13 protein-coding genes, 1 tRNA gene and 2 rRNA genes are annotated in these 20,700 nt (G+C 61.9%); 7 read left to right on the top strand and 9 right to left on the bottom strand.

From position 1 onward, the window contains the following. Positions 1–57 precede the first annotated feature (57 nt). The 3 genes from QZ613_RS02480 to rrf all read left to right on the top strand — a co-directional run bounded on the left by QZ613_RS02480 (position 58) and on the right by rrf (position 3,481). Positions 58–133 (top strand) — tRNA-Ala (locus tag QZ613_RS02480). Between the two features lie 242 nt (positions 134–375). Beyond that, positions 376–3,262: ribosomal RNA gene (locus QZ613_RS02475) — 23S ribosomal RNA — on the top strand. Positions 3,263–3,367: 105 nt separating this feature from the next. Next, positions 3,368–3,481: ribosomal RNA gene (rrf, locus tag QZ613_RS02470) — 5S ribosomal RNA — on the top strand. Between the two features lie 143 nt (positions 3,482–3,624). On the opposite strand, the gene QZ613_RS02465 is transcribed toward rrf, so the two are convergent. The 8 genes from QZ613_RS02465 to QZ613_RS02430 all read right to left on the bottom strand — a co-directional run bounded on the left by QZ613_RS02465 (position 3,625) and on the right by QZ613_RS02430 (position 12,616). Next, on the bottom strand, positions 3,625–4,548 hold the full coding sequence (locus QZ613_RS02465) for a 4-deoxy-4-formamido-L-arabinose-phosphoundecaprenol deformylase (protein ID WP_291901356.1): 924 nt from the start codon (positions 4,546–4,548) through the stop codon (positions 3,625–3,627). 23 nt (positions 4,549–4,571) lie between these two features. Further along, positions 4,572–5,615 carry a bifunctional UDP-4-keto-pentose/UDP-xylose synthase gene (locus QZ613_RS02460; protein ID WP_291868600.1) on the bottom strand — a complete coding sequence of 348 codons (1,044 nt, stop codon included), beginning with the start codon at positions 5,613–5,615 and terminating at the stop codon, positions 4,572–4,574. A 5-nt stretch (positions 5,616–5,620) separates the two neighbouring features. Then, positions 5,621–6,562, bottom strand: coding sequence for a formyltransferase (locus QZ613_RS02455; protein ID WP_291868597.1), 942 nt, complete (start codon positions 6,560–6,562; stop codon positions 5,621–5,623). After that, on the bottom strand, positions 6,559–7,497 hold the full coding sequence (locus tag QZ613_RS02450; RefSeq protein ID WP_291868593.1) for a glycosyltransferase: 939 nt from the start codon (positions 7,495–7,497) through the stop codon (positions 6,559–6,561). Before QZ613_RS02450 ends, QZ613_RS02455 begins: the two co-directional genes overlap by 4 nt. An 18-nt stretch (positions 7,498–7,515) precedes the next feature. Further along, positions 7,516–8,631: a DegT/DnrJ/EryC1/StrS aminotransferase family protein gene (locus QZ613_RS02445; RefSeq protein ID WP_291901347.1), complete on the bottom strand. Its 1,116-nt coding sequence runs from the start codon at positions 8,629–8,631 to the stop codon at positions 7,516–7,518. A gap of 8 nt (positions 8,632–8,639) precedes the next feature. Then, positions 8,640–9,011: an SMR family transporter gene (locus QZ613_RS02440; protein WP_043569074.1), complete on the bottom strand. Its 372-nt coding sequence runs from the start codon at positions 9,009–9,011 to the stop codon at positions 8,640–8,642. Between the two features lies 1 nt (position 9,012). Then, positions 9,013–10,839 (bottom strand): glycosyltransferase family 39 protein, encoded by a 1,827-nt coding sequence (locus QZ613_RS02435; protein ID WP_291868586.1) that lies wholly within the window; start codon positions 10,837–10,839, stop codon positions 9,013–9,015. Positions 10,840–11,227: 388 nt separating this feature from the next. Continuing rightward, a complete protein-coding gene (locus tag QZ613_RS02430) occupies positions 11,228–12,616 on the bottom strand; it encodes an L-serine ammonia-lyase (RefSeq protein WP_043569077.1) in 1,389 nt (462 codons plus the stop codon). Between the two features lie 318 nt (positions 12,617–12,934). On the opposite strand from QZ613_RS02430, the gene QZ613_RS02425 reads away from it, so the two are divergent. Further along, the gene (locus QZ613_RS02425; RefSeq protein ID WP_043569078.1) at positions 12,935–13,780 is read left to right on the top strand and encodes a PA4780 family RIO1-like protein kinase; all 846 of its coding nucleotides are present in this window, start codon (positions 12,935–12,937) and stop codon (positions 13,778–13,780) included. A gap of 22 nt (positions 13,781–13,802) precedes the next feature. Then, a complete protein-coding gene (locus tag QZ613_RS02420; protein WP_291981408.1) occupies positions 13,803–14,978 on the top strand; it encodes a DUF3616 domain-containing protein in 1,176 nt (391 codons plus the stop codon). 140 nt (positions 14,979–15,118) lie between these two features. Here QZ613_RS02420 and glgB read toward each other — a convergent pair whose 3' ends face one another. Beyond that, positions 15,119–17,308 carry a 1,4-alpha-glucan branching protein GlgB gene (glgB, locus tag QZ613_RS02415; RefSeq protein ID WP_291865659.1) on the bottom strand — a complete coding sequence of 730 codons (2,190 nt, stop codon included), beginning with the start codon at positions 17,306–17,308 and terminating at the stop codon, positions 15,119–15,121. Between the two features lie 500 nt (positions 17,309–17,808). Here glgB and QZ613_RS02410 point away from each other — a divergent pair, with 500 nt between their 5' ends. Together QZ613_RS02410 and QZ613_RS02405 are read left to right on the top strand one after the other, a co-directional pair. Further along, complete coding sequence (locus QZ613_RS02410) at positions 17,809–19,113, top strand: patatin-like phospholipase family protein (protein WP_043569081.1); 1,305 nt, start codon at positions 17,809–17,811, stop codon at positions 19,111–19,113. Between the two features lie 21 nt (positions 19,114–19,134). Then, complete coding sequence (locus QZ613_RS02405; protein ID WP_291901333.1) at positions 19,135–20,697, top strand: radical SAM protein; 1,563 nt, start codon at positions 19,135–19,137, stop codon at positions 20,695–20,697. Positions 20,698–20,700 lie beyond the last annotated feature (3 nt).

The raw sequence follows: 20,700 nt of genomic DNA, 5'->3' as shown, positions 1-20,700 counted from the left end.
GCGGAGAGTGATTGAGGCGCCTGGCGGCATTCTGGGAGGTGTTGTCACCCGGAACCCGGGGGATTAGCTCAGCTGGGAGAGCACCTGCTTTGCAAGCAGGGGGTCGTCGGTTCGATCCCGTCATCCTCCACCACCCGCAACTTGTGAGATGTCAGGCCTGAAGAGTTTGTAGACTTTTCAGGCCTGACCCCTTACGGGGCTCGTGCTCTTTAACAAAATGGAAGAAGGTAGTATCACCGGTTAAACGCAGTCGTTTTGATGCGTGGAGAGGCTGGTGATACGGTTGTGATTGCATCGATTTCCCTGTTGATTCAGGGAGAGCACAAAGGAGTTGCCTGTAGCTTCGAGGTCTCGCAAGAGAGCTTAAGGTTATAGGATCAAGCGAATAAGTGCATGTGGTGGATGCCTTGGCGATTACAGGCGATGAAGGACGTACAAGCCTGCGAAAAGCTCTGGGGAGCTGGCAATGAAGCTTTGATCCAGAGATATCCGAATGGGGAAACCCACTCCGCAAGGAGTATCCCACGCTGAATATATAGGCGTGAGGAAGCGAACCCGGCGAACTGAAACATCTAAGTAGCCGGAGGAAAAGAAATCAACCGAGATTCCCAAAGTAGTGGCGAGCGAACTGGGAACAGCCTGCAAGTGATAGCAATTGAGTTAGCGGAAGCCTCTGGAAAGTGGCGCCATAGTGGGTGAAAGCCCCGTACGCGAAAACTTGGTTGTGGTACTAAGCTTGCGACAAGTAGGGCGGGGCACGAGAAATCCTGTCTGAACATGGGGGGACCATCCTCCAAGGCTAAATACTCGTAATCGACCGATAGCGTACCAGTACCGTGAGGGAAAGGCGAAAAGAACCCCGGGAGGGGAGTGAAATAGATCCTGAAACCGCATGCATACAAACAGTGGGAGCCCCTTCGTGGGGTGACTGCGTACCTTTTGTATAATGGGTCAGCGACTTACGTTCAGTAGCGAGCTTAACCGAATAGGGGAGGCGTAGGGAAACCGAGTCTGATAAGGGCGATTAGTTGCTGGGCGTAGACCCGAAACCAAGTGATCTATCCATGGCCAGGATGAAGGTGCGGTAACACGCACTGGAGGTCCGAACCCACTAATGTTGAAAAATTAGGGGATGAGCTGTGGATAGGGGTGAAAGGCTAAACAAACTTGGAAATAGCTGGTTCTCTCCGAAAACTATTTAGGTAGTGCCTCAAGTATCACCGACGGGGGTAAAGCACTGTTATGGCTAGGGGGTCATCGCGACTTACCAAACCATTGCAAACTCAGAATACCGTTGAGTGCGAGCTTGGGAGACAGACATCGGGTGCTAACGTCCGGTGTCAAGAGGGAAACAACCCAGACCGCCGATTAAGGTCCCAAAGACATAGTTAAGTGGGAAACGAGGTGGGAAGGCTTAGACAGCCAGGAGGTTGGCTTAGAAGCAGCCATCCTTTAAAGAAAGCGTAATAGCTCACTGGTCGAGTCGTCCTGCGCGGAAGATATAACGGGGCTCAAACTATGCACCGAAGTCGCGGATATCCGTAAGGATATGGTAGGAGAGCGTTCTGTAAGCCGTTGAAGGTGTCTTGAGAAGGATGCTGGAGGTATCAGAAGTGCGAATGCTGACATGAGTAGCGATAAAGGGAGTGAAAAGCTCCCTCGCCGAAAGCCCAAGGTTTCCTGCGCAACGTTCATCGGCGCAGGGTGAGTCGGCCCCTAAGGCGAGGCTGAAAAGCGTAGTCGATGGGAAACAGGTCAATATTCCTGTACCTCTTTGTAATGCGATGGGGGGACGGAGAAGGTTAGGTCAGCCGGGTGTTGGACGTCCCGGTTCAAGCGTGTAGGAAGGTCTCTTAGGCAAATCCGGGAGATCAATTCTGAGGCGTGATAACGAGTGGTCTTTGACCGCGAAGTGATTGATACCATGCTTCCAAGAAAAGCCTCTAAGCTTCAGTTACAGAGAGACCGTACCGCAAACCGACACAGGTGGGCAGGATGAGAATTCTAAGGCGCTTGAGAGAACTCAGGAGAAGGAACTCGGCAAATTTGCACCGTAACTTCGGGATAAGGTGCGCCCTGATAGGTTGAAGCCCCTCGCGGGTGTAGGCTGAAAGGGTTGCAGTGAAATGGTGGCTGCGACTGTTTAATAAAAACACAGCACTCTGCAAACACGAAAGTGGACGTATAGGGTGTGACGCCTGCCCGGTGCCGGAAGGTTAAGTGATGGGGTGCAAGCTCTTGATCGAAGCCCCGGTAAACGGCGGCCGTAACTATAACGGTCCTAAGGTAGCGAAATTCCTTGTCGGGTAAGTTCCGACCTGCACGAATGGCGTAACGATGGCCACACTGTCTCCTCCTGAGACTCAGCGAAGTTGAAATGATTGTGAAGATGCAATCTCCCCGCGGTTAGACGGAAAGACCCCATGAACCTTTACTGTAGCTTTGCATTGGACTTTGAACCAATCTGTGTAGGATAGGTGGGAGGCTGTGAAACTGGGACGCTAGTTCTGGTGGAGCCAACCTTGAAATACCACCCTGGTTTGTTTGAGGTTCTAACCATGGCCCGTGAATCCGGGTCTGGGACCGTGCATGGTAGGCAGTTTGACTGGGGCGGTCTCCTCCTAAAGTGTAACGGAGGAGTACGAAGGTACGCTAGGTACGGTCGGACATCGTGCTGATAGTGCAATGGCATAAGCGTGCTTGACTGCGAGACTCACACGTCGAGCAGGTACGAAAGTAGGTCATAGTGATCCGGTGGTTCTGTATGGAAGGGCCATCGCTCAACGGATAAAAGGTACTCTGGGGATAACAGGCTAATACCGCCCAAGAGTTCATATCGACGGCGGTGTTTGGCACCTCGATGTCGGCTCATCACATCCTGGGGCTGTAGTCGGTCCCAAGGGTATGGCTGTTCGCCATTTAAAGTGGTACGTGAGCTGGGTTTAAAACGTCGTGAGACAGTTTGGTCCCTATCTGCCGTGGGCGCTGGAAATTTGAAGGGGGCTGCTCCTAGTACGAGAGGACCGGAGTGGACGAACCTCTGGTGTACCGGTTATGACGCCAGTCGTATTGCCGGGTAGCTAAGTTCGGAAGAGATAAACGCTGAAAGCATCTAAGCGTGAAACTCGCCTTAAGATAAGATTTCCCTGGGGACTTGATCCCCCTGAAGGGTCGTGGTAGACCACCACGTTGATAGGCTGGGTGTGGAAGCGCAGCAATGCGTTAAGCTAACCAGTACTAATTGCCCGTGAGGCTTGATCCTATAACCTTAAGCAGCAACTCAGAAACAAAGCGCAATCACAACGCCCCACATTACCTTCTTCCCCTTTTGCGCACCCCGCCTACCGCGGCGTGCGAAACCGTTATGCTTGGCGGCAATAGCCCTTTGGACCCACCCCTTCCCATCCCGAACAGGACCGTGAAACGAAGGTACGCCGATGATAGTGCATACTTCATGTGTGAAAGTAGGTCACCGCCAGGCTCCCCCTCCACAAAGCCCCCGACAAATCCTCGTCGGGGGCTTTGGCCGTTAACGATCGGAAAGATGTCAGGATTGCAATGGAGACGGCGGCCGGTCGACGGCGAATTCATGACCTTACGAACTAATGACGAGACGATCGTTCGTCAGGCCAGGCGCTCGTTCAGGAACTCGGCGCCCTGGACAAGAAGTTCGCCGGAACGACCGGGCACGCGGCCCCAGTGGATTTCGTGGCGAGGCAGGTAATACGGGTCGAGGCCGGCGCCGAGCTTGCTTAGGGTAGTGAGCGTGTAGCCCTGTTCGTGCCAGCCAAGGAGCAGTTTCTCGAAGACTGGAAGGAGTTTCATTCCTTCCAGTTCGGCGTGCAGGGTAAAGACGTGGCCATTTACGGGGGCATCGCGCGTGAGCGCGAGCAGGTGCTCGTGGACGTTGCCATCGTCAACGCCGTCGACGCCGATCAGTTCGTCGAGCGTCGGCAGAGTCGTCGGCAGTTGGGGGCAATTGACGATTTCGGCATTCCACAGGGGCATGAAGGGGTGCGTGCCGCGGCAGTCGGAGCTGTGGCTGAAGCCCAGGCGCTGCATCAGGCGCAGGGCGTGTGGATTCATCTGCCAGCCGGCAGCGCCGTGTATCCGGGCGGCTTCGCCAAAGATCTCCGAGTAACGCTTGGTGGCGAGCTGCAGCTCGCGCTCGGTCCAGCGCGCGTCGGCGTGGCGGACGCCATCCTGCCAGCGGATATGGTCCCAGCAGTGGATGCCCGTCTCGAAGCCGGCTTCGCCGACGCTGCGCAGGATGCCGGCGCAGCAGCGGCCGATATCCGGGCCCGGTAGCAGCGTTCCGTACATCAGGGTCTTGAAGCCGTAGTGAGCGAGCACCGAGGTTCGCGACACCTTTTGCATGAAGCCACGGCGGAAGACGCGCTTGATTGCCCGGCCAGTGTGGTCGGGACCGAGCGAGAACAGGAAGCTGGCATCGGCGCGATGGCGGAGCAGGAGTTCGACCAGGCGCGGCACACCGATCAGCGTACCGCGGTAGGTGTCGACGTCGATCTTGAGGACGAGTGTGCGCATGGATGATTGGCCTGAGTGCCCCTTCAGTCCATCAGCCGGCGCGCGCCGGCGACGTCGCTGCGATAGGCCTCGAAGATGCCGCGCAGGGCGTCCTCGAAGGTCACTTTCGGCGCCCAGTCCAGGTCGGCCATGGTGTTGGTGATCTTTGGCACACGGTGCTGGGTGTCCTGGTAGCCCTTGCCGTAATACTCGGCCGAGGTCGTTTCGAGGACCTTCACCTTGGCGGCGGAGTCGGCGTATTCGGGGTATCGTTTGGCGAGGTCGAGCATCAAGGTGGCCAGCTCGCGGATCGAGTAGTTGTTTTTCGGATTGCCGATGTTGTAAATCTTGCTGTCGGCAACGCCGTCCTTGTTGTCGATGATCTTCATCAAGGCATCGATGCCGTCGCTGATATAGGTGAACGAACGCTTTTGCGCGCCGCCGTCAACCAGTTTGATCGGTTCGCCACGCACGATGTGGCCGAGGAACTGCGTGATCACACGCGACGAACCTTCCTTGGGCGTGTGGATCGAGTCAAGGCCTGGGCCGATCCAGTTGAAGGGGCGAAACAAGGTGAATTGCAAGCCTTCCTGCTGGCCGTAGGCGTGGATCACACGGTCCATCATCTGTTTGGCGCAGGCATAGATCCAGCGCGGCTTGTTGATCGGGCCGTAGATCAGCGGCGAGCTCTCGGGGTCGAACTCCGGATCCTGGCTCATTCCGTAGACCTCGGAGGTCGATGGGAAAACGACCCGTTTTTTGTATTTGACGGCGTGCCGGATGATCGGCAGATTGGCCTCGAAGTCGAGCTCGAAGACGCGCAGTGGCTCGGTGACGTAGGTCGCCGGGGTGGCGATGGCGACCAGCGGCAGGACGACGTCGCACTTGCGCACGTGATACTCGATCCATTCCTTGCTGATCAGGATGTCGCCTTCGAAGAAATGGAAGCGTGCATCGTGCAGCAGGTCGGCGACCCGCTCGCTGTTGATATCCATCCCGTAAACCTCCCAGTCGGTACTGGCCAGGATGCGTTGCGAGAGGTGGTGGCCGATGAAGCCGTTGACGCCGAGGATGAGGATTTTTTTCATGGTAGTCAGACTAGGGGGATAGGGTTTTGGCCCAGGCGGGCGGGCAGGGCGGCGGGCGCTAGGGGCTCGCCGTCCACTTCAAGTGACAGAATCCTGAGCACGCCACCGTCCGCGCAACGGGCCAGCAGGTGATCGCCGTCGGTATGCAGCTCGGGTCGCCCGCTCGGGCCGCGCGAAGCACGGCTCGTCAGGCTGCGGGTGACGACGATACGCCGTTCGCCGATGAAAAAAAAGGCTCCGGGGTAGGGCGGCGCGACGGCGCGGATCAGGTTGTGCACCACTGCCGCCGGCTGCTTCCAGTCGATGCGGCCATCGTCGGGCTTGCGGCCGCCGAAATAGCTACCGACGCTGAGGTCGGGTTGCAGGTGTGTCGCAGTGCCGCCGAGAAGCGCTGGCAGTACCCGGTCGAGCGCCAGTTCGGCGGCCAGGGTCACCTTGGCGAAGACTTCGCCAGCGGTATCGTCGGGGAGGATGGGTACCGCCTGTTGAGCGACGATTTCGCCCGCATCGGGCCTCTCGACCATACGGTGCAGGGTAGCGCCGGTTTCGCGTTCGCCATTGATCAGCGCCCAATTCACGGGTACCCGGCCGCGGTATCTGGGAAGGAGTGAGCCGTGCATGTTGTAGCCGCCGCGCGTCGGGATCGCCAGCAGCGCAGGCTTGAGCATCTGCCGATAGTAGAACGAGAAGAAGAAATCAGGCTGCAGCGCGCGCAGCTGGGCAGCAAACCCGCGCGTGTTGGCGTCGTCGGGAGTGGCAACGGGCAGGTCGTAATCGCGCGCCACTTCGGCCACAGATTCGAACCAGATGTTCTCGGCAGGGTTGTCCGCATGGGTCACCACCAGCGCGACGTCCACGCCGTGCGCCAGCAGCACGCGCAGACAGCGAGCACCGACATTGTGGTAGGCGAAGACCACCGCTCGTACCGCCTGCGGGGCTTGGCTCACTGGTCGCCTTCGAGGATGGCTTCGATCAGGTAGCGTGGGCGGTGACGTACCTGCTGGTAGACGCGGCCGACGTATTCGCCGAGCAGGCCGATACCGAAGAGCGCCAGGCCGATCAGGAAGAACATCAGCGCGAAGAGGGTGAACAAGCCCTCGGCCTCCGGGCCAACGACCAGGCGACGAACGATCAGCAGCACAAACAGCGCCGCCGAGCCAAGCGAGACGACGATCCCGAGCATCGAGAACCACTGCAGCGGAACCAGCGAGAATCCGGTCATCAGGTCGAAGTTGAGGCGGATCAGGCTATAGAGCGAATACTTCGACGCACCGGCCGCACGCTCTTCATGTTCGACGACGATCTCCGCCGGGTTGCGGGCGAAGGTGTAGGCCAGTGCCGGGATGAAGGTGCTGACTTCCTTGCACGAGTTGATGGCGTTCACCACCGTGCGCGAATAAGCGCGCAGCATGTTGCCCTGGTCAGTGATGCGGATGCGGGTAATTTTCTCGCGCAGGTAGTTCATCGCTTTCGACGCGCTGCTGCGGAACAGGTTGTCGTGACGTATGCGGCGAATGCTGCCCACGTAGTCGTGGCCTTCGCGCATCTTGTCGATGACCTTGCCGATCTCCTCGGGCGGGTTCTGCAGATCGGCGTCGAGGGTGACGATGATCTGCCCGCGCGCGTGTTCGAAGCCGGCCATGATCGCCATGTGCTGGCCGGCGTTAGCGGCCAGGAGAATGGCGCGGGTGACGTCCGGCCGGCGCTCGTACTGCTCGCGGAGCAGCGCTGCCGAACGGTCACTGCTGCCGTCGTTGATGAATACGACCTCGTACGGCGTGTCGAGCTGGTCGAGCGCCGGATAGAGGCGGGCGAACAGCGTCGGCAGGCCGTCCTCTTCGTTGTAGACGGGAATGATGACGGAGATTTCGGGGGGGATCATGGCTGGCTCGGCACTCCACTAGGTCAATGTACGGCGCAGGGCGGCGCAGACGCGGTCCACGTCGCCATCGCTCATCGCCGGGAAAAGCGGCAGTGTAACGGTTCGGGCACCGACATCTTCAGCCTGCGGGAACTGTCCGGCGTGAAAACCGAGTCCCCGGTAGAGGCTGAACAGGTGCAGCGGCGGGTAATGTACGCCGATGCCGATACCCTCTTCCTTCATGGCTGCGATGAAAGCGCCGCGATCGCTTCCGGCCGGCAGCAGCGGCTGAAACATGTGCCAGTTGCAGTGGTGGAAGTCGGCCACGGGCAGCGTCAGGCCGAGCGTCGGCTCGATCGTCGCGAAATAGCGTCGGGCGAGCGCGCGACGCCGTTCGGTGAATTCGTGCAGCCGTCTGAGCTGGCCGAGGCCCAGTGCGGCGGCGACGTCGGTCAGGTTGAACTTGCCGCCGAGGACGTCCACGTCCATCGTGCCGTCGGCAGCGCGCTTGACGCCCTGCAGCCGTCGACGCTCACAGAGTCCGGGGTCGATGTCGTGCGGCAGCACCAGCGCGCCACCCTCGCAGGTGGTCAGGTTCTTGTTGGCATGAAAGCTGAATGAGACGAAGTCGCCCATGCTGCCGATTGGCTGCCCGTTCCACGCCGCGCCGAACGACTGGGCAGCGTCCTCGACGACGCGCAGGCGATGTCGGGCGGCAATCGCGTAGAGCCGATCGCGGTCTACCGGCAGGCCGGCCAGGTCGACCGGAAGCAGCGCCCTGGTGCGTGGCGTGACCGCCGCCTCTGCCTGTTCGAGATCGATGTTGCGCGTGACCGGGTCGACGTCCACCAGCACCGGCGTGGCGCCGACTTCGAGGATCACGTTGGCCGTCGCCACCCAGGTCAGCGGTGTCGTGATCACCTCGTCGCCGGGGCCAACATCGGCCAGGCGCAACGCCACCTCCAGAGTCGCCGTACCGGAGTTGAACGCGCGCACCGGTCGGCCGCCGCAGATGTTCGATAGTGCAGCTTCGAAAGCCTGCACCTTCGGCCCGCTGGTGATCCAGCCCGAGCGCAGTACCTCGCCGACCGCGGCGATCGTCTCCTCGTCAATCGACGGGCGGGTGATGGGCAGCATGGGCAGGGGCGGTGACATGGGGGTACTCACGAGTTGGCGACCAGAATCACACCGATGAGAATGAGGCCGATGCCCAGCGCTTTTTGCATGACCAGAATCTCGCCGAACCAGTAGTGCGCGATCAGCGCGTTGATCACGTAGCCGATCGACAGCATCGGGTAGGCAATGCTTACCGGTACCCGTGACAGGGCCATTATCCAAACCACCACACTGACCGCGTAGCAGGCCAGGCCGGCGATGATCGCCGGCTGGCCGGCGACCTTGAAGCCGATCGGGATGAGGTTGCTCAGTGAGAAATCAAAATGGCCAATAGCGTTGGTACCGGCCTTGAGCAGCAGTTGGGCTGCGGCGTTGAGCAGCACACCGGTGAGCACCAGGGAAAAAGCGATAGGGGTCATCTCAGTGCGGGGCTCCATCGCTGGCGTGGTTGAGGGACGCGGCCTTTTCTGCCGGCGGTGTTTCGCCCGTTGCGACGCGACTGTTGCCGCTCATTCCCGGGCCATGCGCCGCCGGAGCACTGGCCGGAACGGTGGCACGAGCGGCGGCCGGCGCGGTAGTGGACACAGTGACGGTCGCGGTGACAGGAAGCGCAACAGGAGCGGCCGGCTTCTCGACGATCACGTAGCGCCGGTTGCGGGCGATCTCGGTCATCGGCAGACCCGCGGTCGCCAGGCGCTCGAAAACATCGAGGGTCATGACCGCGAACGCGTCGCGGTCATGGTGCCAGCGGAGCGTGAACTCGTCGATCGTCGGAATCCACTTGTGCGGCTCCTGCTCGATGCCGAACGACAGTTCATTCTCGGTGGCGACCATGGTCAGCGTGCGCTTGAGGTAGAAGGGCAGCGTCTGCTCGTAATAGTCCACGCTGTAGAAGGGCACACCCGGTTTGAGCCGAGGCTGCGCCTGCACGGCGAGGCCGCGGGTGGAACTGTATGGCGACAGATGGTCGTGCCCGAGCAAGCCGGCACTGGTGCTCAGGAGACCGCCGACGGCCAGGATCGCCGCCGCCGCGACCTTGTGCTGCGCCCAGGCCAGAAGCATCGCCGCGACGATGCTGGCCAGCGATATCGCCGCCGCACCGGTCAGCCAGTTCAGGACCCCCTGCAGCATTTCCAGCGAGTACGAGTCGCCCGCCAGGCGCAGCACCCGCGGCGCCGTCGCCAGTGCGGCCACGGCCAGCGCTGCGAGCAGCGCCAGATGAATCAGCCAGGCACGGCGCGACAGGCTGGCAATATTGTGTCCGCCGAGCAGTGCCAGGGCCGGGAAGATGGGCAGGATATAGGGCGCCATTTTCGAGCCGGAGACGCTGAAGAAGGCGAAGGTCGCGATGATCCACACGAGCAGGAAACGGTCGGCGCTGAAGCGACCTCCAACCCCCTGGCTCCACGACTTGAGCAGCGTGTGTACCAGCAATAGCGACCATGGCAGCGCGCCGAGCGCATACACCGCAAGGAAATACCAGCCCGGCTCGTTACGCCGGTGCACCGTCGACAGAAAGCGCTCGAAGTGCTCGTGGATGAAGAAGAACTGCGGAAATTCGGGATTGGCCAGCGACACGGCGACGAACCATGGCGCGGCGACGAGCAGGAACAGCGCCAGCCCGCGCAGTGGCGCCAGTCGCCTCCACGGCGAAAGGTCGCGGTTGAGCAGCGTGTAGCCGACCAGCGCGGCGCCGACCAGCACCAGGGCGACCAGTCCCTTCGAGAGCACCGCCAGTGCCAGCGCCCCCCAGGCGAGCAGCATCCAGCGCCGGCTGGAACTCCGCTCGTCATTCTGCGCGAAAAGGAAAGCGGTCCACGCGACCTGCAGAAAGAACGACAGGCCCATGTCGAGCGTGATCAGGTGGCCGAGAACGACGAAGAGCAGCGAGCTGGCCAGGATCGCCGCCGCCAGGTGGCCGGCCACCGGCCCCCACAGGCGGCGGCCGGTCCACCAGGCGAGCAGGACGCTCAGAAACCCGGTCAGCGCCGGCCACAGGCGCGCCGTCCATTCGCTTTGACCAAATACCTTGTAGCCGGCGGCCGTCGCCCAGTATTGCAGCGCCGGTTTCTCGAAGTACTTGAACTCGTTCAGGCGGGGCGTCACCCAATCGCCACTGGCCGCCATTTCGCGCGGGATTTCCGCATAGCGCCCTTCGTCCGGGCGGACCAGCGCGCGCTGGTCGAGCGTGCCGAACCAGACCGCCGCCAGGGCGATCCAGAGGACCCAGATCAGACGTCTGCTCATGCCTCGTTCAGGGCGCGCAGCGCGCCTCGCCGGCGCCGCAAGCGGCCGGCAGGTGACGACCGAAGTCATTGTCGGGGCAAGGTTTCATAAGGGTGGGCCTGTGTCCTGCGCGAGGAGCGGGGTATCAGCGCGACGTCTGCTGCCATCGAGCGGGATTATACACGCACGTCGTTATCGGTCCCGGCTGCGAGTGACTGACGATCCTCGCTCGCCGGTAACGGGGCGCAAGGATCGTCACAGATGTGCGGGCGACTGCTGGCGTCGGTAGGGGTTGAGCCCGCCGCGCACAAATGCTCTTGCCCTACTACAAGATGTTGTCAGGAGCGTCGCGCAGGCACCCAGCTTCTCGTATGCCCGGGCCTCGAGTAGCTGGTCGGTGCACGCGCGCTCAGCATTCGGTGAAGCTGACCGCCAGGCCGCCGCGTGAGGTTTCCTTGTATTTGTCGAGCATGTCGCGGCCGGTGTCGCGCATGGTGCGGATCGCGTGATCGAGCGAAACGGTATGCGCGCCGTCGCCGCGCAGCGCCAGTTGGGCGGCATTGATGGCCTTGATCGAAGCCATCGCGTTGCGCTCGATGCACGGCACCTGCACGAGACCGGCGACCGGGTCGCAGGTCAGGCCGAGGTTGTGTTCGAGGCCGATTTCGGCGGCGTTCTCGACCTGTTCAGGGCTGCCGCCCATGATTTCAGTGAGCCCGGCTGCGGCCATCGCGCAGGCCGAGCCGACCTCGCCCTGACAACCGACTTCGGCACCCGAGATCGACGCGTTCTTCTTGCACAGGGTGCCGATGGCCGCTGCAGTCAGCAGGAAGTCGCTGACGTCGCTGGCGCTGCTGCCGGGCTGGAAGTCCATGTAGTAGTGCAGCACGGCGGGGATGATTCCGGCTGCGCCGTTGGTCGGCGCGGTGACTACGCGGCCGCCGCCGGCGTTCTCCTCGTTGACCGCCAGCGCATAGAGATTGACCCAGTCGAGCGCGGCCATGGTGTCGCTGATCAGATTGCGTCCGACTTCGCGCTGCTGCAGCTTGGCGTGCAGCGCCGGCGCGCGGCGGCGCACTTCGAGGCCGCCCGGCAGCACGCCGCCCTGGTGGGCGATGCCGCGGGCGACACAGGCACGCATGGCTTTCCAGATACGGTGCAGCGCCGCCCGCGTCTCGTCGTCGCCGCGCCAGGCACGTTCGTTCTCGAGCATCACCTCGCTGACGCGCAGCGAATGCCGGCGACAGATGGCCAGCAGGTCGGCGGCGCTATTGAACTCGTGGCGCAATGGCTTTTCCGCGATCGCGCGGGCGCTGGCGCCGGCCCTGGCCTGCGCTTCGTCGATCACGAAGCCGCCGCCGACCGAGTAGAAGGTATTCTCGAAGAGCACGCCATCGTCGCCGTGGGCGCCGAGCCGCAAGGCGTTGGGGTGGTAGGGCAGGCTCACCGGCAACAAGCGCATGTCGCGGCCCCAGTCGAAAGGCACGGCGACCCTTGCGGCGAGCAGCAGACTGGCGCTGCGTTGCACCTCGGCGACCGCGGGAGCGATGAAGTCAGGATCGATGGTGTCGGCGCGCTGGCCCATCAGGCCGACGATCACCGCACGATCGGTGCCGTGCCCGATCCCGGTCGCTGCCAGCGAGCCGTAGAGCCTGACGTCGACACGGCGCACCGCGCCGAGCAGCTTTCTGGCTGCCAGATCAAGGACGAAGTCGTGCGCTGCCTGCATCGGGCCGATGGTGTGGGAGCTCGACGGGCCAACGCCAATTTTGAACAGATCGAGGACACTGATCGACATGGAGATCCTGTTGCGGTAGTGCTGGTTTTGCTAGGGCTAATCCGGAAAAGCCAGGCGCGTGTCGATTCGCATTCTGTTGGCGATGGCCGCGCATGGCAATCGATGATTTCTTGTCCGCGGCTCAGTATAGGCCGGCGACGCTGCGTCGCGACGACGCGGCGCTCTCGTGTGCGGCAGAAGACGCTACACTGCGTGGTTGCCGCAGGCTTTTCGAGGTCTGCGCTCGACTGGCTCGCTGACCATGATCGTCTTGTCCGGTGCCTCGGTCGCGCAGTTTGCCCATCGCCCTCAGTAGGAAAACCAGGAAATGAACACCCCATGAAGACCCCGGCAAGGCTCGCCACGCTCGTTGAAGAAGGCCTCGTTGACGAGGTGCTCGGCCAGCTCATGAGCGGCAAGGAGGCCACCGTCTATGTCGTTCGCTGCGGCGAAGACATTCGCTGCGCCAAAGTCTACAAGGAAGCCAGTCAACGTAGCTTCCGCCACAACGCCTCGTATCAGGAGGGTCGCAAGGTAAGAAACAGCCGGCAGGCGCGCGCCATGGAGAAGGGCAGCCGTTTTGGGCGCAAGATGCAGGAAGAGGTCTGGCAGAGTGCCGAGGTCGACGCCCTGTATCGGCTGGCTGCGGCGGGTGTGCGGGTCCCGCAGCCGCATCTGTGCTACGAGGGTGTCTTGCTGATGGATTTGATCGTAGACGCCAACGGTGATGCCGCTCCGCGCCTCAACGATGTCGAGCTCAGCGACGAACTGGCGCTGGAATTTCACGCCCTGCTCATCAATCAGGTGGTACGGATGCTGTGCGCCGGAATCATCCACGGCGATCTTTCCGAATACAACATCCTTGTCGGCGAGGACGGACCGGTGATCATCGATGTGCCCCAGGCCATCGATGCGGCGGGCAACAGCAACGCCGCCGAAATGTTCGCCCGCGACGTGATCAATCTGCGAACCTACTTCAGCGCTTTTGCGCCGTCGCTGGCGGACACCCAGTTCGGCAAGGAGATCTGGGCGCACTACGAAAGTGGCTCGCTGACTCCGGACCTTGCCTTGACCGGGTACGTCGTTGCCGACGAACGACTGGCCGATGTCGACGCCGTCCTGCAACAGGTCGATCTGGCCATCAAGGAAAATGAAATCCGCCGTATGTGCAAGGAAGATCAATGACCTCCCGGAGCACTCCGAGACCATGAAGCATTCCGGAACCCGCTTTCTACCGTCCTGGCGCCGCAGCGCGCTGGCGCTCGTCAGTGCCAGCCTTCTTTGGGCGCCAGGCAGCACGTATGCGCAAACACCGCTCACCATCCCCAGCGTGCAGCCGACCAGCGGGCCATGGGATAGCGGCGATGGCTTCTCCTTCAAGCTGGGCAAAAAGAAAGACGCAAAGATCCGTCGCTCGGTGAGCGGCATCGCTTGCAGCCGCAGTGCCGTGCAACAGCGCATCTGCCTGTTGGTCTTCGACGAGGGGGTCGAGGCGCGTTACGCCACCCTGCGCGACGGGACCCTGGTGGTCGGGCCGGAGCGGGTTGCGCTGCGCGCGGACGAGGGTGAACTGGACGCCGAAGGCGCGGCCACCGACGGCAACTACTTCTACGTCACCGGCTCGCACTCGGCGAAGCGTTCCGACTGCCGGAACAACCCGCACAGCCGCCATGTGATCCGCTTTCGCCGCGATCCGGCGACCGGCCGTGCGCTGCGCTCTCCGGGCGGTGACCCCAGCGGGGTGCTGGTGGATTACGCCGACAGCGGACGCCTGTGGTCGATCATGCAAGCGCAGCCCGAACTCCAGGCGCATGTCGGCGAAGGCAAATGCCTGGGCACGACTGCTCCCCCCGAGGCGCCGAAGTTGCTCGGGCAGCACGGGGTCAACATCGAAGGCCTGGCGGTCAGCGACGGACGCCTCTATTTCGGCTTTCGTGGCCCGGCCAGGAAGCGCCAGGCCGTCATCCTTGCCGTCGATAGCGAAGCGCTGTTCCAGGGTGGCGATGTCCGGGCCAGCATCACCCGAATCAAGGTCGGCGCAGGGCGTGGCATACGCGACATGGTGGCCGTTCAAGGCGGTATCCTGCTGTTGACCGGGCCGGACGACGACCCGGCCACGCAGCCGGGAGTGAAGTGGGTGATATCCTGGTGGGACGGAAAAAGTAGCAGCGGGGTGGTCACCCCCAAAACGCTGGCCACCCTCGATCTCGGTGGCGTGGAACTGCGCGAGATCAAGGCAGGAAAAGCGAACGTCTGCGAAGACAAGGAGCTGAAACCCGAGGCCATGACCGTGCTGGACGAGACGCCACAAGCCTACAGGCTGCTGATCCTGTCGGACGGCATGTGCGACGGCGGAGCGCTGACGTTTTCCGTACCGCGCTGAGCGGGCAGTGCCCGCAGAAGCCATCGCCGGCAAGAAAGCGCGTGCCGATTTGCAGCCGTGGCGCGCCGCCGCGCTCGATCTTCGGCGGCACGCCCGGCATGGAGCAGCGTTCGCGCTTGTCGCGAATGGCAACGACCCGGCTAGCGAACCGGCTTCAGCACGATGGTCGCCAGCGGCGGCACGGTGACTTCCAGTGAGTGCGAACGATTCATCCACGGTAGCGAGTGGGCAATCAGAGAATCCTGCCCATTGCCGAGGTTGCTGCCACCGTAGAAATGTGAATCGGAGTTGAAGATCTCGGCGTAAGCGCCTTCGTCAGGCACGCCGATGCGGTAGTTCGTACGCGGGACCGGGGTCAGGTTCACGACCACGATCACGAACTCGGATCCGGCGCGGCGCACGAAGCTCAGTATCGACTGCGCGGAATCGTTGCAGTCGATCCACTCGAAGCCGGTCCACTCGAACTCGTGACCGTAAAGCGCCGGAGTGTCGCGATAGAGGTGGTTGAGGTCGGCCACCATGCGTTGCATGCCGCTGTGCAGCGGGTATTCGAGCACATACCAGTCGAGCACGCCGGCGCTGTTCCATTCCAGACCCTGGCCGAATTCGGTTCCCATGAACAGCAGCTTCTTGCCCGGATGGGTAAACATGTAGCTGTACAGCGTGCGCAGGTTGGCGAAGCGTTGCCATTCGTCACCGGGCATCTTGTTCAGCATCGAGCCTTTGCCATGCACCACTTCATCGTGCGAGAAGGGCAGCATGAAGTTCTCGGTGAACGAATAGAGCATGCTGAAGGTCAGCAGATTGTGGTGATACTGGCGATAGATCGGCTCCTGGGCGATGTAGCGCAGGGTGTCGTTCATCCAGCCCATGTTCCACTTGATGTCGAAGCCGAGGCCGCCCAGATAGACCGGCCGCGTCACCTGCGGCCACGACGTGGATTCCTCGGCAATGACCAGGGCGCCCGGACATTCGACGTGCGCCACGCTGTTCAGCTCGCGCAGGAAGTCGATCGCCTCCAGGTTCTCGCGGCCGCCGTACATGTTGGGAATCCAGTCCTCACGCGAATAGTCGAGGTAGAGCATCGACGCCACGGCGTCGACGCGCAGGCCGTCGAGGTGCATTTCGCGCAACCAGTACAGCGCACTGGCAACCAGGAAGTTTCTGACTTCGTTGCGACCGAAGTTGAAGATCAGCGTGGACCAGTCGAGGTGCTCGCCCTTGCGCGGGTCCTCGTGCTCGTAGAGCGCCGTGCCGTCGAAGCGGGCGAGGGCATAAGCGTCTTTCGGAAAGTGCGCCGGCACCCAGTCGAGAATCACGCCGATATGGTGGGCATGCAGGTGGTCGACGAAGAAGCGAAAGTCGTCCGGCGTACCGAAACGGCTGGTCGGGGCGAAATAGCCGGTTGCCTGATAGCCCCACGAGAGGTCGAAGGGATGCTCGGTGACCGGCAGCAGTTCGACGTGCGTGAAGCCCATGCGCGTGACGTAATCGACGAGACGGACCGCCAGCTCGCGGTAGTTGAGAAACTCCCCCTCCGGTCCGCGCTGCCATGAACCGAGGTGCACCTCGTAGACCGACATCGGCGCGTGCTGCCAGTCCCACAGGGCACGCTTGGCCATCCACTCGCCGTCCTGCCAGACATGCTCCGAATCGCCGACGACGATCGACGCGGTTTTCGGCCGCGCCTCGAACTGCTGTCCGTAGGGGTCGGACTTAAGCAGCACCTCACCGCTATGGCGATTCCTGATCTCGAAGCGGTAGAACGCCCCCGGCGCAAGATCGGGGATGAAAATTTCCCACACGCCACTGCCCGGACGCACGCGCATCTGGTGGCGACGACCGTCCCAGCGGTTGAAGTCGCCGACCACGCTCACCCGCTCGGCATTGGGGGCCCAGACGGCGAACAAGACGCCGGCGACGCCATCGACTTCGCGGCAATTTGCGCCGAGGATGTTGTAGGCGTGGCGGTGGTTGCCCGCGCTGAGCAGGTGCAGGTCGAGATCGCCGATCTGCGGCGCGTAGGAATAGGGGTCATGGGCAATGTGCTGACGATGAGCATCGTCAAGCCAGATCAGCCGATAGTGCTCGGGAACGTCGTTGGCCGCCCCGCGCCAGGTGAAGAAATCGCTCTCGCCGATACGTTCCAGGCGACGGTTTCCTTCCAGTATGGATACTTCCACGGCATGCGGAATATAGACGCATACGTTTACGCCGCTTTCATCCGGATGCTTGCCCAGCACCTCGAATGGGTCGTGATGTCTGGCCTCGATGATCTTGATGTGGTTGTCATTGAGGGAGGGTCGGGTCATCTTCTCTGCCTGTTTCATGTGCTTTCTCGATTTTGCGTTGACGTCGCGGTTCGCATACGGGCCACGGCTGGGGAATTGTGGGAGCGGTCTGCTGGGCGCGCCAAGAGTCGGCGAAGTGCGGCGCCGTGTCATGCGCGCGTCCTTGTTCGTTCCACAACGCTCGGCCTCAAGTTTATTACTTGGCATTTGCTACCACAATAGCAGCGTGGATAAGCGCCAGCATCGAGTGGGCAGCGTGCCGGCCCGGCAGGATCGTTTTCACCAAGGTGCAGCGGCGTCGCGAATGGCGTGGCGCGGGCGAAGTAGCGATGTTCATCGCGGCAGCGGCTCGCGGGCTCTGCGCGCCGGGAATGGTCGCTCCCGAAGCCTCACTTGCTGGCTCGGGAAGGTCGCTGGAGGCGGCAGGGAATGGCGATGTCCTGCAGTGAAGTCGCTCACGCGGGGCAATTTGCCGCATAATATCACCTGCTTGAAACGGCAATAAAAACGAAGCTCGGCATTTCTTGGAAGCCTCGCCGATGGAAGCCAAGTCCGGCACCAAGCCCTTCCGCATACTTTCACTGGACGGTGGCGGTACGTTCGCCTTGATTCAGGCGAGGGCGCTTGACGACCTTTTTCCGGGTGAGAATGGACATCAGGTTCTCAGTCATTTTGACCTGGTGTCGGCCTGCTCGGGTGGGTCGATCGTCGCTGCGGCACTGATCGAGGGTTATTCGCCGCGCGAAATCTTTGCCCTGTTCGACAACCCCGCAAATCGCCACGCGCTTTTTGGGCGATTGCCCTGGTATCGGAGTCTCTTGCAGTTGCTTACCGGCGTTTTTTCACCAACGAGCGCGGTTGGTCATCGTTTTTCTACCGACGGAAAGCTTGCCTTCTTGCACCGCATACTTCCCCAAATGGGTACCACATCACTGCACAACCTGCACGGCGTTCTCAACGACAGTATCGCTGCCCTGCGCAAACAGCGCGAGGAACCGGGCAGGCCAACGTCTTTTCTTTTTGTGACCTACGACTTCGACCGCGACCGGGCGCGCATGATGCGTAGCGATGTGACGAGCCCTGCGGCCAGTTTCCCGCATCGGCAGCAGCGCGCGACGCTGGCCCAGGCGGCGCATGCGTCGAGTACTGCACCGATCAACTGGTTCGACAAGCCCGCCGAATTTGACGGTAGTCGTTTCTGGGACGGCGCCATGACCGGCTACAATAATCCGGTGCTGGCAGGCGTTGTCGAAGCCATCGCCATGGGCGTGCCGCGTCACGACATCGGCGTTCTGTCGCTGGGCACGAGCACGGTTTTTCTGCCCGAATGCGGCAGCGAAGGAATCCCGGATGCCTTGTGCCGGCCGCGCGCCAGCACCGGCTTTCTCCCGGAACTGGTCAAGGTCGGCAAGACGATCATCGCCGATCCTCCGGATGCCCACACCTTCATTGCCCACCTCATGCTTGACGGCGGCTTGCCGGCTGACGTGTCGTGTTGTCCCTACACCGACACGGCGATAGTGCGCATGAATCCGGTGATTCAGCCGATCATCGATCGGACGACGGGGCTGTGGAGTGCCCCGGCGGGCTGGAGCGTAGACGATTTTCGCCGCATTGCCGATATGGATATCTCCGCGCGTCGGCAGGAGGACGTGGACTTGATCAAGCGGCTGTGTGACGGGTGGTTGCGCGATGACTGGCACAATCAGCCTGTCCGGGGTTGCGGCATCTGGGCCGAGCCGTCGTCGGACTCGCCCGGCCTGCCAAACACGGATCGCCTGTGTGAAGTCGGCCATCGCTGGTACAGCGATGCCAAATCTGCCTGGACCGCGCTGTCCGCTTGATGACGGCGGACCGAGCCCGGCATGCGCAATCCACGAATTCTGATCCTCAACTGCTATTCCGACAACCACCGCAGCGCGCGGGGGAGCCCGTGGATCGTGCCGCAATCCATTGCCCCCGCCGTACTGGCCGGCACGCTCGAGCCCAGCCGCGTCGATCTTCGCCTCGCCTGCGAGTTTCGCAGCGGTCCTTTCGACGATTTTGGCGCGCTGCAATGGGCAGATCTGCTGGTGCTGACTGGCCTGAACCCGGCGTTCGACCGCATGAAGCAGGTTACGGCGTATGCCAGAGCGCTCAATCCAGGTATTGTCGTGGCCATCGGTGGCCCGTTGGCGCGGATGCTGCCGACTCTCGGCCGGCGCTATTTCGATTACGTCTGTAGCGGCGATGTCGAGCAGATGGTCGGCGTGGTCGACGCGGTCTTTGGCCCCGGCCACGCTGCCGAGGTGCCCACGCCGCGTCATGATCTGTTGCCCGGGAGTCGCATCATCGGCTACGTGGAAGCCTCCCGCAATTGCAACTTCCGCTGCAACTTCTGCTCCATGACCGCCGAAGACCGCAAATTCATGGCCTACGACCTGGACGACGTGCGCCGCCAGATCGAGGCGCTTGGCTACCGTCAGTGTGTGATGTTCCTCGACCAGAACTTTTTTGGCGGACCGCGTGCCTATTTCAAGGCGCGCATGACCCTCCTCAGGGAGTTGTTCGAGCAGCGCAAGTTCGGCGGCTGGGCGGCGCTGGTGACCGCCGATTTCTTCGCCGATGCCGGCAACCTCTCGCTGGCCCGCGAATCGGGCTGTATCGGTTTTTTTAGCGGCATCGAATCGTTCAGCCGCGCACAGGTTTCCGCCTTCAACAAGAAACAGAATCTGATCCTGCCGCAGGAGGAAACGATAGGCTCCTGTCTGGAGGCCGGTCTGATCTTTCACTACGGCCTGATATTCGACCTGACCGAGCAAAGGATCGACGATTTGCTGGCTGAAACCGAATTCATCGTCGGCAACCCGCGCATTACCCTGCCGAGCTTCCTCAGTTTTGCCATCCCGATGCTCGGAACGCCGCTCTTCGGCAGCCGCCTGCGCGAGGGCGCGTTTCTGCCGAACGTCCGACTGCGCGACATGGATGGGCGATCGCTGGTCTGTCAGCCTCGCGACGCCATCGACCAGGCGGTCGCCTTTGCTGCACGGATGGACACGGGCCTGATGTCGAAACGCCGCTTGGCGATGCATGCCTGGTGCTTCTTTCGCCGTTATCGCGCTACTCTGTCCACTTGGGGACTGGTGAGCGGCTTGGGCAACGCCTGGAGCATGAGCTACCCACGTTTCGGCAGCAATGGCCGCGACGGCCTTCGGCCCGGTCAGGACGGCTGCCGCAGCTACCTTGCCGGTTGCGAACCCCTCGGGTCGCTGTACCGGCCCCGGATGACGATTCCCGAACCTTACCGCGGTCATTTCGAGCCGCTCTATGTCACTGACCACGCTGGCGAACTGCACGAGGATCTGATTGACGATGCCGCCAGCTTGCTCCGCCCGAGCAGGGCCGAAGTGGCGAGGATTGCCACCTATAATGCGATCGCGACTCCCTGACAC

Source organism: Candidatus Accumulibacter sp. ACC005 (assembly GCF_907163215.1).
Lineage (GTDB): Bacteria > Pseudomonadota > Gammaproteobacteria > Burkholderiales > Rhodocyclaceae > Accumulibacter > Accumulibacter regalis.
This window is presented reverse-complemented; position numbering and strand designations above follow the sequence as displayed.

Excerpts from the sequence above, each read along its gene's own strand:
- QZ613_RS02465 (WP_291901356.1), bottom strand. The coding sequence starts at position 4,548 with ATGCGCACACTCGTCCTCAAGATCGACGTCGACACCTACCGCGGTACG.
- QZ613_RS02440 (WP_043569074.1), bottom strand. The coding sequence starts at position 9,011 with ATGACCCCTATCGCTTTTTCCCTGGTGCTCACCGGTGTGCTGCTCAAC.
- QZ613_RS02420 (WP_291981408.1), top strand. The coding sequence starts at position 13,803 with ATGAAGCATTCCGGAACCCGCTTTCTACCGTCCTGGCGCCGCAGCGCG.
- QZ613_RS02405 (WP_291901333.1), top strand. The coding sequence starts at position 19,135 with ATGCGCAATCCACGAATTCTGATCCTCAACTGCTATTCCGACAACCAC.
- QZ613_RS02430 (WP_043569077.1), bottom strand. The coding sequence starts at position 12,616 with ATGTCGATCAGTGTCCTCGATCTGTTCAAAATTGGCGTTGGCCCGTCG.
- glgB (WP_291865659.1), bottom strand. The coding sequence starts at position 17,308 with ATGAAACAGGCAGAGAAGATGACCCGACCCTCCCTCAATGACAACCAC.
- QZ613_RS02445 (WP_291901347.1), bottom strand. The coding sequence starts at position 8,631 with ATGTCACCGCCCCTGCCCATGCTGCCCATCACCCGCCCGTCGATTGAC.
- QZ613_RS02460 (WP_291868600.1), bottom strand. The coding sequence starts at position 5,615 with ATGAAAAAAATCCTCATCCTCGGCGTCAACGGCTTCATCGGCCACCAC.
- QZ613_RS02410 (WP_043569081.1), top strand. The coding sequence starts at position 17,809 with ATGGAAGCCAAGTCCGGCACCAAGCCCTTCCGCATACTTTCACTGGAC.
- QZ613_RS02450 (WP_291868593.1), bottom strand. The coding sequence starts at position 7,497 with ATGATCCCCCCCGAAATCTCCGTCATCATTCCCGTCTACAACGAAGAG.
- QZ613_RS02435 (WP_291868586.1), bottom strand. The coding sequence starts at position 10,839 with ATGAGCAGACGTCTGATCTGGGTCCTCTGGATCGCCCTGGCGGCGGTC.
- QZ613_RS02425 (WP_043569078.1), top strand. The coding sequence starts at position 12,935 with ATGAAGACCCCGGCAAGGCTCGCCACGCTCGTTGAAGAAGGCCTCGTT.